The sequence below is a fragment of the Vreelandella halophytica genome (genome assembly GCF_968193635.1).
The window spans coordinates 2,955,568-2,970,719 of record NZ_OZ309107.1 but is presented as its reverse complement, the minus strand read 5'-3'; the positions used below and the strand labels follow the sequence as shown (position 1 = coordinate 2,970,719).

Annotated in this window: 20 protein-coding genes; 13 read left to right on the top strand and 7 right to left on the bottom strand. The window is 59.2% G+C overall.

From position 1 onward, the window contains the following. Nucleotides 1–14: 14 nt before the first annotated feature. A complete protein-coding gene (locus tag ACWHXT_RS13690) occupies nucleotides 15–1,034 on the bottom strand; it encodes an IS30 family transposase (protein ID WP_447956243.1) in 1,020 nt (339 codons plus the stop codon). 72 nt (nucleotides 1,035–1,106) lie between these two features. On the opposite strand from ACWHXT_RS13690, the gene ACWHXT_RS13685 reads away from it, so the two are divergent. The 3 genes from ACWHXT_RS13685 (at nucleotide 1,107) to ACWHXT_RS13675 (ending at nucleotide 2,361) form a co-directional block, all read left to right on the top strand. Next, on the top strand, nucleotides 1,107–1,289 hold the full coding sequence (locus tag ACWHXT_RS13685; protein ID WP_447958052.1) for a hypothetical protein: 183 nt from the start codon (nucleotides 1,107–1,109) through the stop codon (nucleotides 1,287–1,289). A gap of 52 nt (nucleotides 1,290–1,341) precedes the next feature. Then, the gene (locus ACWHXT_RS13680; protein ID WP_447956242.1) at nucleotides 1,342–1,773 is read left to right on the top strand and encodes a hypothetical protein; all 432 of its coding nucleotides are present in this window, start codon (nucleotides 1,342–1,344) and stop codon (nucleotides 1,771–1,773) included. Nucleotides 1,774–1,944: 171 nt separating this feature from the next. Further along, nucleotides 1,945–2,361 carry a lysozyme inhibitor LprI family protein gene (locus tag ACWHXT_RS13675; protein ID WP_447956241.1) on the top strand — a complete coding sequence of 139 codons (417 nt, stop codon included), beginning with the start codon at nucleotides 1,945–1,947 and terminating at the stop codon, nucleotides 2,359–2,361. Nucleotides 2,362–2,554: 193 nt separating this feature from the next. Here ACWHXT_RS13675 and vapC read toward each other — a convergent pair whose 3' ends face one another. Both vapC and vapB read right to left on the bottom strand, forming a co-directional pair. Then, nucleotides 2,555–2,953 carry a type II toxin-antitoxin system tRNA(fMet)-specific endonuclease VapC gene (gene vapC, locus ACWHXT_RS13670; protein ID WP_447529684.1) on the bottom strand — a complete coding sequence of 133 codons (399 nt, stop codon included), beginning with the start codon at nucleotides 2,951–2,953 and terminating at the stop codon, nucleotides 2,555–2,557. After that, a complete protein-coding gene (gene vapB, locus ACWHXT_RS13665) occupies nucleotides 2,953–3,183 on the bottom strand; it encodes a type II toxin-antitoxin system VapB family antitoxin (protein WP_447956240.1) in 231 nt (76 codons plus the stop codon). The genes vapC and vapB overlap by 1 nt, the downstream gene beginning before the upstream one ends. 99 nt (nucleotides 3,184–3,282) lie before the next feature. Between vapB and ACWHXT_RS13660 the strand changes: the two genes are divergently transcribed. Then, nucleotides 3,283–3,942, top strand: coding sequence for a DsbA family oxidoreductase (locus ACWHXT_RS13660; protein WP_447956239.1), 660 nt, complete (start codon nucleotides 3,283–3,285; stop codon nucleotides 3,940–3,942). Between the two features lie 15 nt (nucleotides 3,943–3,957). Next, entirely contained in the window at nucleotides 3,958–4,251 is a 294-nt protein-coding gene (locus tag ACWHXT_RS13655) for a HigA family addiction module antitoxin (protein WP_447956238.1), read from the top strand. Between the two features lie 116 nt (nucleotides 4,252–4,367). Here ACWHXT_RS13655 and ACWHXT_RS13650 read toward each other — a convergent pair whose 3' ends face one another. Beyond that, nucleotides 4,368–4,508: a hypothetical protein gene (locus ACWHXT_RS13650; RefSeq protein ID WP_447956237.1), complete on the bottom strand. Its 141-nt coding sequence runs from the start codon at nucleotides 4,506–4,508 to the stop codon at nucleotides 4,368–4,370. A gap of 181 nt (nucleotides 4,509–4,689) precedes the next feature. Between ACWHXT_RS13650 and ACWHXT_RS13645 the strand changes: the two genes are divergently transcribed. Continuing rightward, a complete protein-coding gene (locus ACWHXT_RS13645; protein ID WP_447956236.1) occupies nucleotides 4,690–5,325 on the top strand; it encodes a LysE family translocator in 636 nt (211 codons plus the stop codon). A 112-nt stretch (nucleotides 5,326–5,437) separates the two neighbouring features. Next, entirely contained in the window at nucleotides 5,438–5,926 is a 489-nt protein-coding gene (locus ACWHXT_RS13640; protein WP_447956235.1) for a GNAT family N-acetyltransferase, read from the top strand. Nucleotides 5,927–5,971: 45 nt separating this feature from the next. Here the strand turns inward: ACWHXT_RS13640 and ACWHXT_RS13635 are convergent, their stop codons facing one another. Continuing rightward, the gene (locus tag ACWHXT_RS13635) at nucleotides 5,972–7,099 is read right to left on the bottom strand and encodes a glycerol dehydrogenase (protein WP_447926799.1); all 1,128 of its coding nucleotides are present in this window, start codon (nucleotides 7,097–7,099) and stop codon (nucleotides 5,972–5,974) included. A 31-nt stretch (nucleotides 7,100–7,130) separates the two neighbouring features. Between ACWHXT_RS13635 and ACWHXT_RS13630 the strand changes: the two genes are divergently transcribed. The 3 genes from ACWHXT_RS13630 to ACWHXT_RS13620 all read left to right on the top strand — a co-directional run bounded on the left by ACWHXT_RS13630 (nucleotide 7,131) and on the right by ACWHXT_RS13620 (nucleotide 9,562). Further along, nucleotides 7,131–7,649: a DUF6979 family protein gene (locus tag ACWHXT_RS13630; protein ID WP_447956234.1), complete on the top strand. Its 519-nt coding sequence runs from the start codon at nucleotides 7,131–7,133 to the stop codon at nucleotides 7,647–7,649. 75 nt (nucleotides 7,650–7,724) lie between these two features. Next, a complete protein-coding gene (locus ACWHXT_RS13625; protein WP_447956233.1) occupies nucleotides 7,725–8,606 on the top strand; it encodes a tetratricopeptide repeat protein in 882 nt (293 codons plus the stop codon). Next, nucleotides 8,603–9,562, top strand: coding sequence for a ribonuclease Z (locus ACWHXT_RS13620; protein ID WP_447956232.1), 960 nt, complete (start codon nucleotides 8,603–8,605; stop codon nucleotides 9,560–9,562). Before ACWHXT_RS13625 ends, ACWHXT_RS13620 begins: the two co-directional genes overlap by 4 nt. Nucleotides 9,563–9,662: 100 nt before the next feature. Here the strand turns inward: ACWHXT_RS13620 and ACWHXT_RS13615 are convergent, their stop codons facing one another. After that, the gene (locus tag ACWHXT_RS13615) at nucleotides 9,663–10,835 is read right to left on the bottom strand and encodes an FAD-dependent monooxygenase (RefSeq protein WP_447956231.1); all 1,173 of its coding nucleotides are present in this window, start codon (nucleotides 10,833–10,835) and stop codon (nucleotides 9,663–9,665) included. Nucleotides 10,836–10,932: 97 nt separating this feature from the next. Between ACWHXT_RS13615 and ACWHXT_RS13610 the strand changes: the two genes are divergently transcribed. Next, on the top strand, nucleotides 10,933–11,802 hold the full coding sequence (locus ACWHXT_RS13610) for an NAD-dependent protein deacetylase (protein WP_447956230.1): 870 nt from the start codon (nucleotides 10,933–10,935) through the stop codon (nucleotides 11,800–11,802). On the opposite strand, the gene ACWHXT_RS13605 is transcribed toward ACWHXT_RS13610, so the two are convergent. Further along, nucleotides 11,789–12,409: a DNA-3-methyladenine glycosylase gene (locus tag ACWHXT_RS13605; RefSeq protein ID WP_447956229.1), complete on the bottom strand. Its 621-nt coding sequence runs from the start codon at nucleotides 12,407–12,409 to the stop codon at nucleotides 11,789–11,791. The two genes, ACWHXT_RS13610 and ACWHXT_RS13605, sit on opposite strands and share 14 nt — an antisense overlap. A gap of 70 nt (nucleotides 12,410–12,479) precedes the next feature. Here ACWHXT_RS13605 and ACWHXT_RS13600 point away from each other — a divergent pair, with 70 nt between their 5' ends. Both ACWHXT_RS13600 and dinB read left to right on the top strand, forming a co-directional pair. Continuing rightward, entirely contained in the window at nucleotides 12,480–13,940 is a 1,461-nt protein-coding gene (locus ACWHXT_RS13600; protein WP_447956228.1) for a protein adenylyltransferase SelO, read from the top strand. Between the two features lie 121 nt (nucleotides 13,941–14,061). Next, nucleotides 14,062–15,108 (top strand): DNA polymerase IV, encoded by a 1,047-nt coding sequence (gene dinB, locus ACWHXT_RS13595; protein WP_447894083.1) that lies wholly within the window; start codon nucleotides 14,062–14,064, stop codon nucleotides 15,106–15,108. The last annotated feature ends 44 nt before the right edge of the window (nucleotides 15,109–15,152 follow it).

The following is a 15,152-nucleotide window of genomic DNA, read 5'->3' as shown; positions in this document are numbered from 1 at the left end:
TTGCAAGTGCAACACTATTGAATAGTGCCCGGATCGGCGACGGATTTCTTGAGCACCTCTGCATAGACTTCCAGCGGCGTGCGCCAGTTCAGTGTCTTGCGCGGCCGTGTATTCAGTGAGTCGGCGATCGCGTCGAGTTCTTCCTGGCTGTAGACCGACAGGTCCGTGCCCTTCGGCAGGTACTGCCGCAACAGTCCATTGGTGTTCTCATTGGAGCCCCGCTGCCATGGGCTGTGCGGGTCGGCAAAATAGATTGCAGTACCTGTCTTCTGGGTGATCTCGGCATGTTTCACCATTTCTCGGCCCTGATCGTAAGTCATGGACAGGCGCAGGGAGCGCGGCACCTCATTGAGCTTGTCGCTGAAGCCGGCGGCCGCTGCTGTAGCTGTGGTGCCATTCACTTTCGCCAGGATGACCAGCCGAGTGGTTCGTTCTACCAACGTACCGACAGCAGAGCGGTTGTCGGCACCGATGATGAGGTCACCCTCCCAATGGCCAGGCATTAGGCGATCTTCGATTTCAGGAGGCCGCAGATGGATGCTGACCAGGTCGGGAATCTGTTGTCGCCTATCCTTGCCACGGCTGCGAGGTCGTCGTCTACCGTTACCCTGGCGCAAACAGACAATCAGTTTTTTCTTGAGCGAGCCGCGTGGCATGAGGTATAGCGCGTTATAGATGGCTTCGTGCGAGACGTGGCGATCAGTGTTATAAGGAAACATGCGCTTCAGTGTGCGGGCTATTTGCTCTGGTGACCAGTACTTGCGCAGCAGGTAGGCCACCAATTCGAACAGCTCACCATCGAGGGCCAGCTTCGGGCAGCCGCGAGGCCGACAGCGGTTCAATCGGGCTCGGTATCCAGCGAGGCTGGCGTCATACGCGCTGCCAGGTCTAATTCGGTGGCGTGCAAGTTCTCGTGAAATGGTGCTGGGCGCACGTCCCAACTGACGGGCGATAGCGCGGATCGAGTGGTTAACCCGCATCAGCATGATGGCGGCTCGGTCTTCAGCAGAAAGATGGCGATAACAGGGAATCATGGCAATACCCTACCTGATAGATTAGGTGTTGCACTTGCTCATTGAGACCGCCGTGCCTCTCAAGCATACTTTCTGGTTTCTGCACATGCGACTGTCAATTTAGTTTGGTTTTCTGCCATGATTTTATTACTGTCTCAGTTGAAAGGCCTTGCAAGTAGCGTTGGGTTTACCAGGTGGTTAAAGTCAGTCACAGGGGTAGTGTTTATTGGTTTTGGTGCGAAATTGGCATTCTTAAAGCCCTGGAATAAAGCCTAACAAGGCATTGCAGCGGACGAGCCGCTAAGTGCGGCATTATAGCGAACCAAACATGAAAATACTCATACTAACGATAACGCTGTTGCTATCAGGCTGTGTTGTTTATCCCGTCAACAAAACGCTTCAGCCGGAGGCTGAAATCCTCGTCACCGATGTGGAAGAAAAGCCCATTCAAAATGCTTGGGTGGCTTTAATATCGAGTTCCTACCCATATGGCCTTGAACAGATGAGAACGAGTGATCAAACCAATCATAACGGCGAGGCAAGCTTTCCAGAAATGAAGGAGTGGCGCACTGAATCGCTGATGATTCACGGCGCAAGCGTGTTTTTTTGGAATTGGTGCGTGGTCAAAGCCGGTTTTGAAACACACACGACCCTGTGGAGTCGTGGTGATGACTTTCAGCCCCAATACGATGTCGCTCTTACGCCAGGGGAAAGTACGCCATGCCCGGAAGGGCCCAATAAAATTGGCCGCGGGCTATAATCAGCACAGGTTGCTGAGCTGATGGTTGCTGGGCTTTGGGCTGGCCGCCCGTGAAGGCCATATCTGCGCGGGCAGGGGCGTTCAACGTTTAGATGATCTCCTTGGCATCGAATGTGAGATCATGGCGGTTGTGCCCGCCTGGCCAGCACCTTATGTGCGTTTGGGGAAAAAATGAAAAAGTGGCTATTGATAGTACTCGCTTCGCTGTCGCTGCCCGCCGTGGCGGACGACGAGGCGCTTGATTGCAATAACATAATGAACACGCTCGAGACCAATCGGTGCGCGGCTATCGATTTAGAGGCCGCCGAGGATGTACTTACCCACTATCTGGAGACGAGCGTTGAATATAACGAAGCTGACCCTGAGCTAGTCGAAGCGATTCAGGTGGCTCAAAAGCAGTGGCAGGCGTATGCCGCTGCCCATTGCGGCGCTGTCTATACGCAGTGGCGCGAGGGGAGCATTCGCGGCGTCATGGGCATTACCTGCCTTACCCGTTTAACGAAACAGCGAACGCACGACATCTGGCAAGACTTCCTGACCTATATGGACAGTACGCCGCCGGTGTTACCGGAACCCGCGCTCGAGTAACACCTTTATCCTTTCCATAACCTCCTGATCAATGCCTTATTCGCTCAGGCCTGCCTTCGCCATGAAGGTGCGGGCGTCCACTGTCTTGTCCTTCTAACCGATGATCGCACCGAGTAGCGTCGCTTCGACGCCTGCCATGTTGTTGGCATTAGCGCAGATGGAAGTGCAGGGTTCGAGCCAAGTAGCTATCGCCTCAAAGCCAATCTTCTACTCGAAGTCCAGGCACGCGATTAAACTCACGCACGTTATTGGTGACCAGAATCAGTCCTCTTGAGCGAGCATGCCCGGCAATCATCTGATCATAGGGGCCGATGGGGGTGCCCGCTTTGGCCAGCTCGCTTCGTAGTTCTCCACTGTGGTAGGCGGCGCCAGGGTCGTAGTCGAGTACTTCCAGCCGGGCGGCGAATCCTTCTATCACACTTAAATTTTTCTCGGGAGAAGCGGATTTCTCCGCACCGTACACCAATTCCATTAGTGTCACGGTACTGATGCAAATCTGCTCGCTATGCTGATTAAAGGTCTCGCGAACATGAGCCGGTTTATGTTTGATGGTAAAAATGCAGATATTCGTATCGAGCATGTACTTAAGCATCAAAACGCCTCGCGTTCCTGTTCAACGGGCTGCTCGCGTTCACCCATAAAATCTGCGGTGACGCTTGGGCCGTCGAACCAGCTGTCCCACGCTTCACCTGTGGGCGTAATCAAGCGCGCGCGACCCACTGCAATCACATCAACACGTGTAACGCCCTCCGGTAGCGCGAGCGATTTAGGCATGCGCACCGCTTGGCTACGATTACTTTTAAACACCGCTGCTTTTTCCACGGCCGCCTCCTTTTCAGTACTGTCGTTACTTGCTATATGCACGTAGCATGATTCCTATAGTTTGATCGAATTATGGGATATGTCAAAGGGATATACATTATGCAAAAAGTGAGAATTGACCTGGTGTCCGACGTCGCCTGCCCGTGGTGCGCCATCGGCTACCGCCGTTTGGAACAAGCGCTGGAAACCTTGAAGGGCGAGATCGAAGTCGAACTTCACTGGCAGCCCTTTGAACTCAACCGCGACATGCCGCCCGAAGGCGAGCCCATTCTGGAGCACCTGTGCCGCAAGTACGGCAAGGATGCGGCCACCATGGAGCAGTCCCAGCGTGAGATCATGGCAGTGGCCGAAGAGCTCGGCTTGAATTTCCGTGGCGCCGTGGAGCGCCGGGCGAATAATACCTTCGATGCGCACCGTGTACTTGCCTGGGCGGCCACGCAGAACCTGGAAACGCCCCTGCAACTGGCCCTGTTCGATACCTACTTTGGTGAGGCGAAAAATCCGGCAGACCCGGAGGTGCTACGCGAGAAGGCGATCGAGGTGGGGCTTGATGGCGACGCCGCCGAAGCCATCGCCCGCTCTGATCAGTACGCGGACGAGGTGCGAGCGGCACAGCAGAAATTCATGGAGGCCGGAGTGAGCGCCGTCCCGGGCTTCATCCTCGACGGCCGCTACCTGATTTCAGGCGCCCAGCCCGCGGATGTGCTGGTCGATGCGCTGCGTCAGGTGGCCGAGGAAAACGCCAACTCCAATCCATAATGAGGATTATCACTAATGACGATGCATAATCCGCCGCATTCTGGTGAATTCATTCGCGAGGTATATCTGGAGCCTTTCGGTATCAGCTCTCGTCAGTTGGCTTCCAGCTTGGGCGTTTCACCTTCTACGCTGTCTCGGCTGCTAAAGGGCAATAGCGGTATCAGTCCGGAAATGTCGTTGCGTTTGTCCAAGGTGCTTGGGCGTACGCCTGAAAGCTGGCTAGCGATGCAGGATATGTATGATCTCTGGGTAGCTCGTGGCACGGTCAATCTGGATAACATCCGTCCTCTGGATTTCGAAGCGGCGTGATGCGTCGCGGTGTGGGCGTACGATGCGATGGCTTTAGCGCCTTCCCCAGCTTGATGTAGAAAAAAGATCATACTGAACATAAATGGCGAAGCGCCAAAGCGCTTCGCCATTTACTATTACTCGCTCAGCCCCACCTTCTCCATGAACGCCCGTGCGTGCACATCTACCGCCTTGATGGCGCTTACGACCTGCTGCGGCGTGAGCTCATAGGCCAGGTTGTGGCTCGATTCGCCTTCTTTTAGCACGGTTTCGGCCACGCGGTAGAGGTCGTCGTCAATGGTGTGGTCAAGAATCAGCTGGGCGATATTATCGGAAAAGACTTTTTACCGAGTGCCAGATCGTGAATTTCAATGTGTAAGGCGGTACATTAGTTATTAATTGCAAAGCCCACCGCATCGCCGCTGTGCTAACGATAAAAAGGCCATTGGGAGCCCCGTCATGTTCGAGTACACCGTCCTCCACTGGATGACCTTCTTATCGGCAGCGGTACTTTTGAATCTGTCGCCAGGGCCGGATATCGCGTTCATTCTGGGGCAGACGCTGCGCAACGGCCGGCGGCAGGGGCTGGCGGCCATGTTGGGTATCTGGACCGGGGCCGGGGTGCATGCGGTCATGGCAGCCGCCGGGCTTTCGGCCATACTAGCCACGTCCGCGCTGGCGTTTTCCATCGTCAAATGGCTGGGCGCTGCTTATCTGATATGGCTCGGTATCAAGATGCTGCTGTCGCGTGGTGATTCTTTTGTCTCCGGTGAACATTCCAACAAACCAGGTAGTCGCTCTGTCTATTGGCAAGGCGTGCTGGTTTCTGCACTGAATCCCAAGGTCGCCATTTTCTTTCTCGCCTTCTTGCCTCAGTTCGTGGTGCCCGGCGCTGGGTCTACTGGTGCGCAGTTGTTTCTCCACGGCACGCTTATCATCGTGGTTGCAGCATTCATTGAGACACCGTTGGTATTGGCCGGGGCGCGGCTGGGGTCTTTTTTAAAGCAAAACCGGCAGGTGGGGCTTTGGCTGGATCGAGGGCTCGGGGCTTTGTTCGTTGCATTGGGCGTAAGGCTTGCCGCTAGCACCCGGTAGCTTCAAATGTGCCGAACATCGGCTTTGAGATTGAAGGCGAGTCGGTCGCGTTTGCCTTTAGGGGCGGCGAGTATGTGAACGCCTACCATATGGCGCGTCTTGCGGATAAGGGATGACGGATAGTCAAAAGATAACCCACATGACATTACGAGCAGCAGAGCAAGCAGACCTCGCAAAGGTTTTAAAATGGCCCACCACGGAGCAAGCATTCCTTATGTGGGCAGGGCCAGCAGTGCGTTACCCGGCAACGCCCGCCAGCGCCTGGGCTGATATGGAGGCCTCCGAGCAAAACGCTTATGTTTATCTGGATGCTACAGGTCAACGGGTAGCGTTTGGCCAAATACTGCAACGTGAAGGCGGCGTTATCCACTTGGCGCGGCTGGTGGTCGATCCGGCTTTGAGGGGGCAGGGCGTGGGTAGAGCGCTTTGCGTGGCGCTGATGGAAGAGGCCGCATCAAAGCAACAGGTCAGTGCGTTTACGCTCAAGGTGTTTGAGTCGAACAAGCCTGCTCTCCATCTGTATCAGTCGTTGGGTTTCGAGTTCAACGGCAGAGCGGAGTCCGGCGCGGTGGCCATGATCAAAAGAGCAGCGCGCGGTTGAGAAGAGGGTAAAACGCGGAGCGCCGAAGCGCCCCGCTTTTAAGCCTTACTCGCTCAGGCCCACCTTCTCCATAAACGCGCGCGCATGCACATCCACCGCCTTGATGGCGCTAACCACCTGCTGCGGCGTGAGTTCGTACGCCAGGTTGTGGCTCGACTCGCCTTCTTTCAGCGCGGCCTCGGCGACGCGGAATAAATCGTCGTCACTGGCTTCGTCGAGCTTGAGCGCCTTCAGCGTAACCGGAAGGCCCAGCGCTAGGTACAGGTCCAGGTACTCTTCCAGTTCTGCCTGCGGGGTCTGGTCGAGAATCAACTGCGCCATGGTGCCGTAGGCGACTTTTTCACCGTGGGTCAGGTCGTGGATCTCGCCGTGCAGGGCGGTAAAGCCGTTGTGAATGGCGTGGGCGCCTGCCAGGCCGCCGCTTTCGAAACCGAGACCGCTGAGCAGGGTGTTGGCTTCCACCACGGCCTCGAACGAGGGCGTGACGATCTGCGCCTGGTTTGCCTGGTAGGCGAGCATGGCGTGCTCGAAGAGGATCTCTTCGCACTTCTCGCCAATGGTCGCGCCCAGAAGCGTGGACTTGCCGCCGGCCATGTTGTTGGCGTTGGCACGAATGGCGGCGCGCGCCTCGACCCAAGTGGCCAGCGCATCGGCAATGCCGGAGGCTAAAAAGCGCGGCGGCGCCTTGCAGATGATGCCGGTGTCCACCAGCACCAGGTTGGGGTTCTTGTCGAAAAAGCGATAGGACTCGAACTCGCCTTCATCGTTGTAGATGACCGAGAGCGCACTGGTCGGCGCATCGGTAGACGCCGTGGTCGGCAGTACGGCACAGGCGGCTTTGAGCTCGTCGGCCACGCCCTTGGCGGTGTCGATCGTCTTACCGCCGCCGAAGCCGATAACGACCTGCGCTTGTTGCTGGCGGCCCAGCTCACTGATCCGCTCGATCTCGCGCGTGGAGGCCTCGCCCTCGAACACGACGCGCTCGAAACTCACGCCTTCGTTTTCCAGGCTCTCGCTTAATTGCTTACCGGCAATTTTCCAGACCACGTCGTCGGCGATGAGTAGGGCTTTTTTGCCCAGTGCCGAGACATAATGGCCGGCGCGGGCCGTTACACCTTCACCCTGAACGTAGCGGGCCGGGCTGATGAAGACTTTCTCGTTGGTCGCTTCCATGGTGAATAGTCCTGTACGTAGAGTGAGTTGCATGATCAGTGTAATCGTCTGTGACAGTGATGTACCCACTTCGTTTCGATTCAAAACCGATAGATTGACTCGGGTCATTTCATGGCGAATGGGCAGGCTCCAGGATAAGCTCGCTTTATTAAGTTTAGGTAAAGAGACGATGAACAAATACGCACAGATTGCACGAAAGGCGGTCGATCAATGCCGCTCCGGCGCGCCACCCGCCGAGGCCTGGGCCAAGGCAGCACTCACGATATTTCCCGAGCAAAAGGCCAGTAGAAAAAAGGGATGCCCGCGCTCGGCGTTTTTGGGACTTATAGAGAACGGTATGGTCAAGGGCGTTGCCGGGGAAAACCTGCTGCGTTCCAGCGTGAATAAAGATCATGCGATCGAGGCGGTTTACCTGCTCCGGGAGAGGCCAGCACTCGCGCAAGATGCCGGGGCGCTTTGGAAGCAAGTGATAAAAGGCACCCAAAAAAAGCATAACCAGCAAATGAACGTCGTGATCTCGCTATGGGAGCGCGGAGACCTGCTGGCTTAACCGCCGTGGTGCTTTAATAAGAGCCGTTCGATCTCACAATTAGCCGGTAAAAGGTGGCGCTTGGGAAAACGAAAAGTGAAGGACATTATGTGTTGCTTGGGCTGCCGAGGAAGTGCTGCCTGGGTACTGCCGTGGACGTTTAAAAACATCGTCATTATATTGCTGCGGTGGGCGCTTTTGGTCGGTGGATTCGGTACGTTAATGCTGCACGTATCCAGTACTCTTTTATATGTTCTGGGGGCGGCGCTTTTATTTACCTTCTTTGACCAGACCAAAAGGTTCTATAGAACACGACTGGTTTGCAAGCGTTGTGGGGCGCCCATTACTGACGAAAAATTGGCGTGGTCGCGGTACCGGCGTTTCCCTGGTTTGCTGAAAAACATTCCCTGTTGGCGGCGCATTCACGTCGCCACTGATACGGGTATCGCCGCAGGATTGATGCCTGCCAAATGGTTAAGAAAGATCAGAATCTCTCATCATCAGTTCCTGGCGGCGGGCTTTGAGAATCATGACGAAGCAAGAGCGGTTCGCCACCTTGAAGTGCTGGAAACGCTAGAAGGTGAAAGAGGCCTTATCGATCTAGGGTCCAGGTGCCTGGATGGCATAGGGGTGAAGGAGGACCATGAAAGAGCCTACCAATGTTTCGAGAAAGCGGCGGCCTTGAACGGCAAGTGGTTGATGTATGCAGAGTTCAACCTTGGTTGTATGCACATGGCGGGGCAGTTCGTTCCAGTGAACGATGTAAAGGCCGGCCAGTACTTCGAGAAAGCAGCCAATAAAGGACATCCGGCCGCCCAGTATAATTGGGGGTTGGCCTTGATCGATGGCTGGGCGGGCTACGAAGATTATGCGGCGGGGGCCGAATGGCTCGAGAAAGCGGCCGCTTCCGGCATACCCGAGGCTCAGGAAACACTGGCAATGTTCGAGAACGCTAACCATCACACGGGATCACCATGAACCTGCTTTTTCTTGGCACCTCTGCCGGCGTCCCCACCAAACAGCGCAACGTCTCCGCCGTTGCGCTTTGCGAGCGTAAGGGCAAGGGCTGGTATCTGATCGACTGCGGCGAGGGCACCCAGCAGCAGATCCTTTACACCCGCCTTTCGCTGAATGCGCTGCGCGCTATATTGATCACCCACGTGCACGGCGACCACTGCTACGGGCTGCCGGGGCTTTTGGCGAGCGCGGCGATGAACGGCCGCCAGGCGCCACTCATCGTGGTGGCGCCCGCCGGCATCCAGGCGTGGATGAAGGCAACGTTCGAGACCACGTCGCTCTCGCTGCCTTTTGCCGTGACGTTCATGGACGCCGACGCGCTGCCAGACGTCGAGTTCGAGAACATGGCGGTCGCCACCTCGCGTCTTTCTCACGGCGTGGCTTCCTACGCCTACAGCTTTACCGAAAAGCCCAAGCAGGATTTGAACGTCGAAGCATTGACCGCGCGGGGCATTCCGCGCGGCCCGCTCTGGGGCCAAATTCAGCAGGGCGTGGATATCGAGTGGGGCGGCGAGACGCTGAAAAGCGCGGACTATCGGGTGTTCAAAAACCCGCCCGGCAAGATAGTAATTGCCGGTGACAACGACAGCCCCGAGCTTCTCACAGAAGCGTGCGCGGATGCCCAAGTGCTAGTGCACGAAGCCACTTATACTGCCGCGATGGCCGAAAAAGCGAGTGAGGTAGGGCACAGCTATGCACAACAGGTGGCTGCGTTGGCCGAGGCGGCGGCGCTGCCTAATTTGGTGCTAACGCACTTTAGCCCGCGCTACCAGTCGCATACTCAGTCCTCGTCTTCGATCGAGGAGATCCGCGAGGAGGCCGAGCGTAATTACTTCGGCACGCTTTATCTGGCGCGGGATTTTGCCGAGTTCAGTTTGGATAAGGAAGGCGTGCTATCGCAGCACGGTCAGTCTTGACGATGTTCACCCGTTCGATTTCGAGGTGACCTAAACAGCGCTGGCGCTCAATCAAGCGCCAGCGAGTCAAGCTAAAACCCGTGGCTATCGCTGGCGTCCGTTATCGCCGTTTGAACGGATTCAACCCATTGGCCTGCATCATCATCATGCGCTTGGCAAAGGGCAGGCGCTCGGCCAGCTGCAGGCTAAAATCGCCCAGCTGGCGCAGCGGCTTGGCGCCGGTGAATAGATGATGGAAGCTGTCCGTGGCGGCAATCATCGCCTGGTTGGCCAGGCGGCGCTGCCACTCGTAGCGTTTGAGCGCGGCGCTGTCACCGGCATCGGTGTGGCCCAGAATCAGCTCGGCCAGGGCGTCGGCGTCGTGCAGGCCAATGTTCAGCCCCTGACCCGCCAGCGGGTGTACCACGTGGGCGGCGTCGCCCATTAGCGCCAGGCGTTTGGCGGTGTAGCTTCTGGCGTGCTGGCGTTTGATGGGGAAGCTTGCGCGGGCGACCACGCGGGTAATACCCCCCAGCCGCTTGGGGTACGCCGCTTCAATGGCGGTTTTAAGGGCGGCGTCGTCCATGGCCTCGCGGGCCTGGGTGGCGCCTTCCTGGTCGTACCACACAAGGGAGGCGCGGTGGCCGGGCAGCGGCAGCATGGCAAGCGGCCCGTTGGGCGTGAAGCACTGCCAGCTCACATCTTGCTGCGGAAGTACCGTCTCCACGTTGATGATCATCGCGCGCTGGTGGTAGTCGTGGGTGGCGATCTCGATACCGGCTAGCTCGCGCAGTTTGGAGTTCGCGCCGTCGGCACCGACCACCAGTTCGGCGCTCAGGGTCTGGCCGTTATCCAGCTCCACCATGCGGGTGCTTCCGCTTGCGTAGGTCGCCACCAGCGTGGTTTCGGTATAAAGCGTCACGCAGGCCATGCTTTCCAGGCGCTGCCACAGGGCGTGCTGAAGCGCGATGTTCTCGATGAACAGGCCAAAGCGCTCCATATCGCTGTCCTCGGCCGAAAACAGGCTGTGCCCGGCGCCTTCCTGGTTCCACACTTCGATATGGCGAAACGACGAGGTGCGCTCTAGCGGAAGGTTAGTGTGGCTTGCCTCGATGAAGTCGAGCGAGCGTTTGTTCAGCGACGAGATACGCAGGTCATAGTCGCCCTCGGGGGCCTTGGGGGGCGTGCTGTGTTCGATCAGCGCCACGCGGCGGCCGGCTTGCCCCAGCCGCGCGGCCAGTGCCGCGCCCACCATGCCGCCGCCAATGATGATGATATCGTGATCTCGCTGCATGAAAGGGCTCCTCGTTAGGCCGGGGCGGGCACGTTGTATGCACCGCCACTGTCTTACAGTATCGTTGAGATGTTAACCGCTTTCCTGGGGTGAAGTATTGACGCAGATAAAAAACCTGACGGATGTTGAGCAGGCGGGCGAAGAGTTGGCGGCGTTCATACTTCGCCACCCGCGGCTTTTCATCATTACCGGTGCCGGGGTCAGCACCGACAGCGGCATTCCCGATTACCGCGATGCCAACGGCCAGTGGAAACGCTCGCCGCCGGTGCAGCACGGTGACTTCATGGGAAGTGCCAGTGTGCGCAAGCGTTACTGGGCGCGGGCGCTGATCGGCTTCAAGGCGCTGGGCAGCGCCCAGGTGGGCGGTTCGCACCGGGTGCTGGCCGCGCTCGAAGCCAAGGGCATGGTGGAAATGCTGGTGACGCAAAACGTCGACCGGCTTCATCAGCGGGCGGGCTCAAAACGCGTGGTCGACCTGCATGGCCGGGCGGATACGGTGAGCTGCATGCGCTGCGGTTACAGCATCATGCGCTACGCCATGCACGCGGAAATGGCGCGCATGAACCCCCGCTTTGCGGCAATGGACGCCGCCCACGCCCCGGACGGCGACGCGGATCTGGAAGCCGATTTCTCGAGCTTCAAGGTGTACGACTGCCCACGCTGTAGCGGCATATTGAAGCCTGACGTGGTCTATTACGGCGACGTGGTGCCCATGGCGCGCCGGCTCGAAGCCGAGGCGGCGCTGGCCCGCTCTAGTGCGGTGCTGGCCGTGGGCACCTCGTTGATGGTGTTCTCCGGCTACCGCTTCTGCCGCGAGGCCCACGCCCGGGGCCTGCCGGTGGCGTCACTTTCGCTGGGCGTGACCCGGGCCGATCACCTGCTTACCCATCAGTGGCGCGCGCCGCTCACCCCGGTATTGGCTCACGCGTTGACCTGCCTGGAGCAAACGGGCACTAACGCGCTTTAGAGACCCAGGGGTTATCCACCACCCAAAGCCGCCAGGGTGCGTCGCGATCCGCCGGGGCGGCGTAGTCGATCCCCACACGCGGCCCGCTCGAAATACGCTCAACGGCCTTGCCCTGGGTGACCCAAAGCGTTTCCGGTTGGGTCATGTCTTCACCGTAAAGCGATTTGTCGATTTGCAGTGCCCGGGTGAGCTTGCCAGGACCGTTGCAGAGCGCCTTGCCCTGAATAGGGCGGTAGTAGCGCATGGCCTCTTCGTTGACCGCAGGTTCGACCGCGCGCACCAGCACCGCACAGGGGTTGCCTTCGGGCTGGGTAACGATATTCAAAAGCCAGTGCATGCCGTACACCAGGTACACGTAGGCGTGGCCGGGCGGGCCGAACATCGCCTCGGTGCGCGGCGTTTTGCGCCGGTGCGCGTGGCAGGCGGAGTCCGCAGCACCCCTGTACGCTTCGGTTTCCACGATGGTGGCGGCGACCAGCTCATCGCCCACCCGGCGCACCAGTTGGCAGCCCAAAAGCTCACGAGCGACCAGCAGGGTATCCCGGTCGTAAAAGCGCCGGGGCAGCGGGGTATGAATCGATGGTGAAAGAGGGCTGGAAGAGCGCATGATGTCGCCATAAACTTGAGCAAGATGCTAGGGTATTACCCCAGCCTGACTATTGAAAGTGGAGGCCTTAGTGCTGAACTTCGATCACGAGTACCAAACGCTTCCCGAGCCGCTATGGCGTGCCTGCGAGCCCGCGGGCGTTGCTGCCCCCTCTCTGATCGCCTTCAACGAGGCGCTCGCAAAGACGCTCGGCGCGCGCGCCGTGCCGGATCAAGCAACGCTTGCGCAGTGGTTCAGCGGTAACATAACGCCGGAAGGGGCGCGCCCCGTCGCGCTTGGCTACGCCGGGCATCAGTTCGGCAACTTCGTGCCCCAGCTGGGCGATGGCCGCGCGCTGCTGTTGGGCGAGGTAGTGGATAGTGAGGGCAAGCGCTGGGATGTCCAGCTCAAGGGCAGCGGGCGAACGCCGTTCTCCCGTGGCGGCGACGGTCGCTCGCCGCTCGGGCCGGTGCTGCGCGAATACCTGGTCAGCGAGTTCATGGCCGCTATCGGCGTGCCCACCACCCGAGCGCTGGCGGCGGTGGCCGCAGGCGAGCGCGTGGTGCGTCAAATGCCCGAGCCCGGCGCGGTGTTCACCCGGGTCGCCTCGAGCCACGTTCGCGTGGGCACCTTCCAGTTTGCCGCGCGTCAGGATCAGACCACTTTAAAAGCGCTGGCGGACTACGTCATCCAGCGCCATTACCCCGAGGTCATGACCGAAGACGACCCTTACCTGGCGCTACTCGAGTGCGTGACCCGCCGCCAGGCCAAGCTCGTCGCCCGCTGGATGAGCGTCGGGTTTATTCACGGCGTGATGAATACCGACAACACCAGTATCAGTGGCGAAACCATCGACTACGGCCCCTGCGCCTTCATGGAACAGTTCGACCCGGGTAAGGTGTACAGCTCGATCGACGAAGGCGGGCGCTACGCGTTTAATAACCAGCCCGCGGCGGCCCAGTGGAACCTGGCCCGCTTTGCCGAAACCTTGCTGCCCTTGATGAACGTGCAGGGCGAAGAGGGCGTCGAGCGCGCGGTAGAGGTGATTCGCGGTTTCGACACGCACTTCGATCATGCCCGGCGGCAGTTGCGTATTGCCAAGCTGGGGCTCGAAGAGGACGCGCCGGAGCTTGCCGACACCCTGATGGACGAGCTCGAAACGCTGATGCAGCAAGGGCGCATGGACATGACCGCCACCTTCGATGCGCTGACCCATTACGCCATCGACTTCGACGATGCCAGCCGCGAGGCGCTGCTGGCGCTCTCCCAAACGCCGAATGCACTGGATGGATGGCTCGAGACCTGGCGGGGCAGCGAGCTGGCCGAGCACGCCACGCGTCAGCACACCATGCGCCGCGCCAACCCGGTGGTCATCCCCCGCAACCACCGCGTGAAAGAGGTCATCGACGCCGCGCTTCAGGGGGATTTCGCGCCGTTTCATACGCTGCTGGCGGCGATAACCAACCCGTTCGATGAATCGACGAGCGCGCGCCGCTTGGCCGCCCCGGCTACCAGCAGCGAACAGGTACTGCGCACCTTCTGCGGTACCTAGCCGCTACACGCCATGGCATGGCGTGAGCGCGTCGGGGCTATGCTACACTGTGATTTTTTACAGTTAAGGCGGTGGCTTTTCACGTGGCCCTGCTTTTCGACACGGAGGTAAGCAGGGGCCCGTGCGCAAGATTATTCACTGTGACTGCGACTGCTTCTACGCAGCGGTCGAAATGCGCGATAACCCGGCGCTTGCGGATATTCCTATCGCCATTGGCGGTTCCGTGGAGCAGCGCGGCGTGGTCGCCACGTGCAACTACCCCGCGCGGGAGTACGGCATCCACTCCGCCATGCCCATGGGCCAGGCGCTCAAACGCTGCCCGCACCTCACCATCATTCGTGGCGACATGGCCAAGTACAAGGACGTGGCCCGCCAAGTGTTTGCCATCTACCGCGAGATGACCGAGCTGATCGAACCGCTGTCACTGGACGAAGCGTTTCTGGACGTCTCCCAGGTGACCCAGTTCAAAGGCAGCGCCACGCTGATGGCCCAGGCCATTCGCGAGAAAGTGCGCCGGGAGGTGGGCATTACCGTCTCCGCCGGCGTTGCCCCCAACAAGTTTTTAGCCAAGATCGCCAGCGACTGGAACAAGCCCGATGGCCTGTGCGTGATTCCGCCCGACGACGTCGAGCGCTTCGTCGAGGCGCTGCCGGTCAAAAAGATTCACGGCGTTGGCCCGCGCACGGCGGAAAAAATGGCCAGCCTCGATATCCACACCTGCGCGGACCTGCGCACCCGAGCGCTCACCGAGCTGATCGAGCACTTCGGGCGCTTTGGTAAACGTTTGTTTGATCTAAGCCGCGGCCATGACGAGCGCCCGGTCAAGACCCACCGCGAGCGTAAGTCGATCAGCACCGAACAAACCTACTCCCAGGATTTGCCCACGCTCGAGGCGTGCCGGGGCGAGCTTCCCGAGCTTTTGAGCGATTTGGAGCGGCGCTACGCACGACTGGACCCGCCCCCGGCGGTGAAGGGGCTGATGGTCAAGGTGAAGTTCAACGACTTTACCCAAACCACGGTCGAGCACGCCGACCCCGCGCCGAACATGGCGCAGTTCGAATCGCTTTTGAACGTTGGCTGGGCGCGTGGGGCGCGCCCGGTACGCCTGCTGGGAGTAGGCTACCGGCTGGCCGACGGCGCCCCGGACACCCAGCTTTCGCTGTTTTAAGGGCCCAGGGGCTTGGCCTTGACGCCGGTTCTGGCTTTGATTAA

Excerpts from the sequence above, each read along its gene's own strand:
- ACWHXT_RS13690 (WP_447956243.1), bottom strand. The coding sequence starts at position 1,034 with ATGATTCCCTGTTATCGCCATCTTTCTGCTGAAGACCGAGCCGCCATC.
- ACWHXT_RS13680 (WP_447956242.1), top strand. The coding sequence starts at position 1,342 with ATGAAAATACTCATACTAACGATAACGCTGTTGCTATCAGGCTGTGTT.
- ACWHXT_RS13675 (WP_447956241.1), top strand. The coding sequence starts at position 1,945 with ATGAAAAAGTGGCTATTGATAGTACTCGCTTCGCTGTCGCTGCCCGCC.
- vapC (WP_447529684.1), bottom strand. The coding sequence starts at position 2,953 with ATGCTTAAGTACATGCTCGATACGAATATCTGCATTTTTACCATCAAA.
- ACWHXT_RS13660 (WP_447956239.1), top strand. The coding sequence starts at position 3,283 with ATGCAAAAAGTGAGAATTGACCTGGTGTCCGACGTCGCCTGCCCGTGG.
- ACWHXT_RS13655 (WP_447956238.1), top strand. The coding sequence starts at position 3,958 with ATGACGATGCATAATCCGCCGCATTCTGGTGAATTCATTCGCGAGGTA.
- ACWHXT_RS13645 (WP_447956236.1), top strand. The coding sequence starts at position 4,690 with ATGTTCGAGTACACCGTCCTCCACTGGATGACCTTCTTATCGGCAGCG.
- ACWHXT_RS13640 (WP_447956235.1), top strand. The coding sequence starts at position 5,438 with ATGACGGATAGTCAAAAGATAACCCACATGACATTACGAGCAGCAGAG.
- ACWHXT_RS13635 (WP_447926799.1), bottom strand. The coding sequence starts at position 7,099 with ATGGAAGCGACCAACGAGAAAGTCTTCATCAGCCCGGCCCGCTACGTT.
- ACWHXT_RS13630 (WP_447956234.1), top strand. The coding sequence starts at position 7,131 with ATGATCAGTGTAATCGTCTGTGACAGTGATGTACCCACTTCGTTTCGA.
- ACWHXT_RS13620 (WP_447956232.1), top strand. The coding sequence starts at position 8,603 with ATGAACCTGCTTTTTCTTGGCACCTCTGCCGGCGTCCCCACCAAACAG.
- ACWHXT_RS13615 (WP_447956231.1), bottom strand. The coding sequence starts at position 10,835 with ATGCAGCGAGATCACGATATCATCATCATTGGCGGCGGCATGGTGGGC.
- ACWHXT_RS13605 (WP_447956229.1), bottom strand. The coding sequence starts at position 12,409 with ATGCGCTCTTCCAGCCCTCTTTCACCATCGATTCATACCCCGCTGCCC.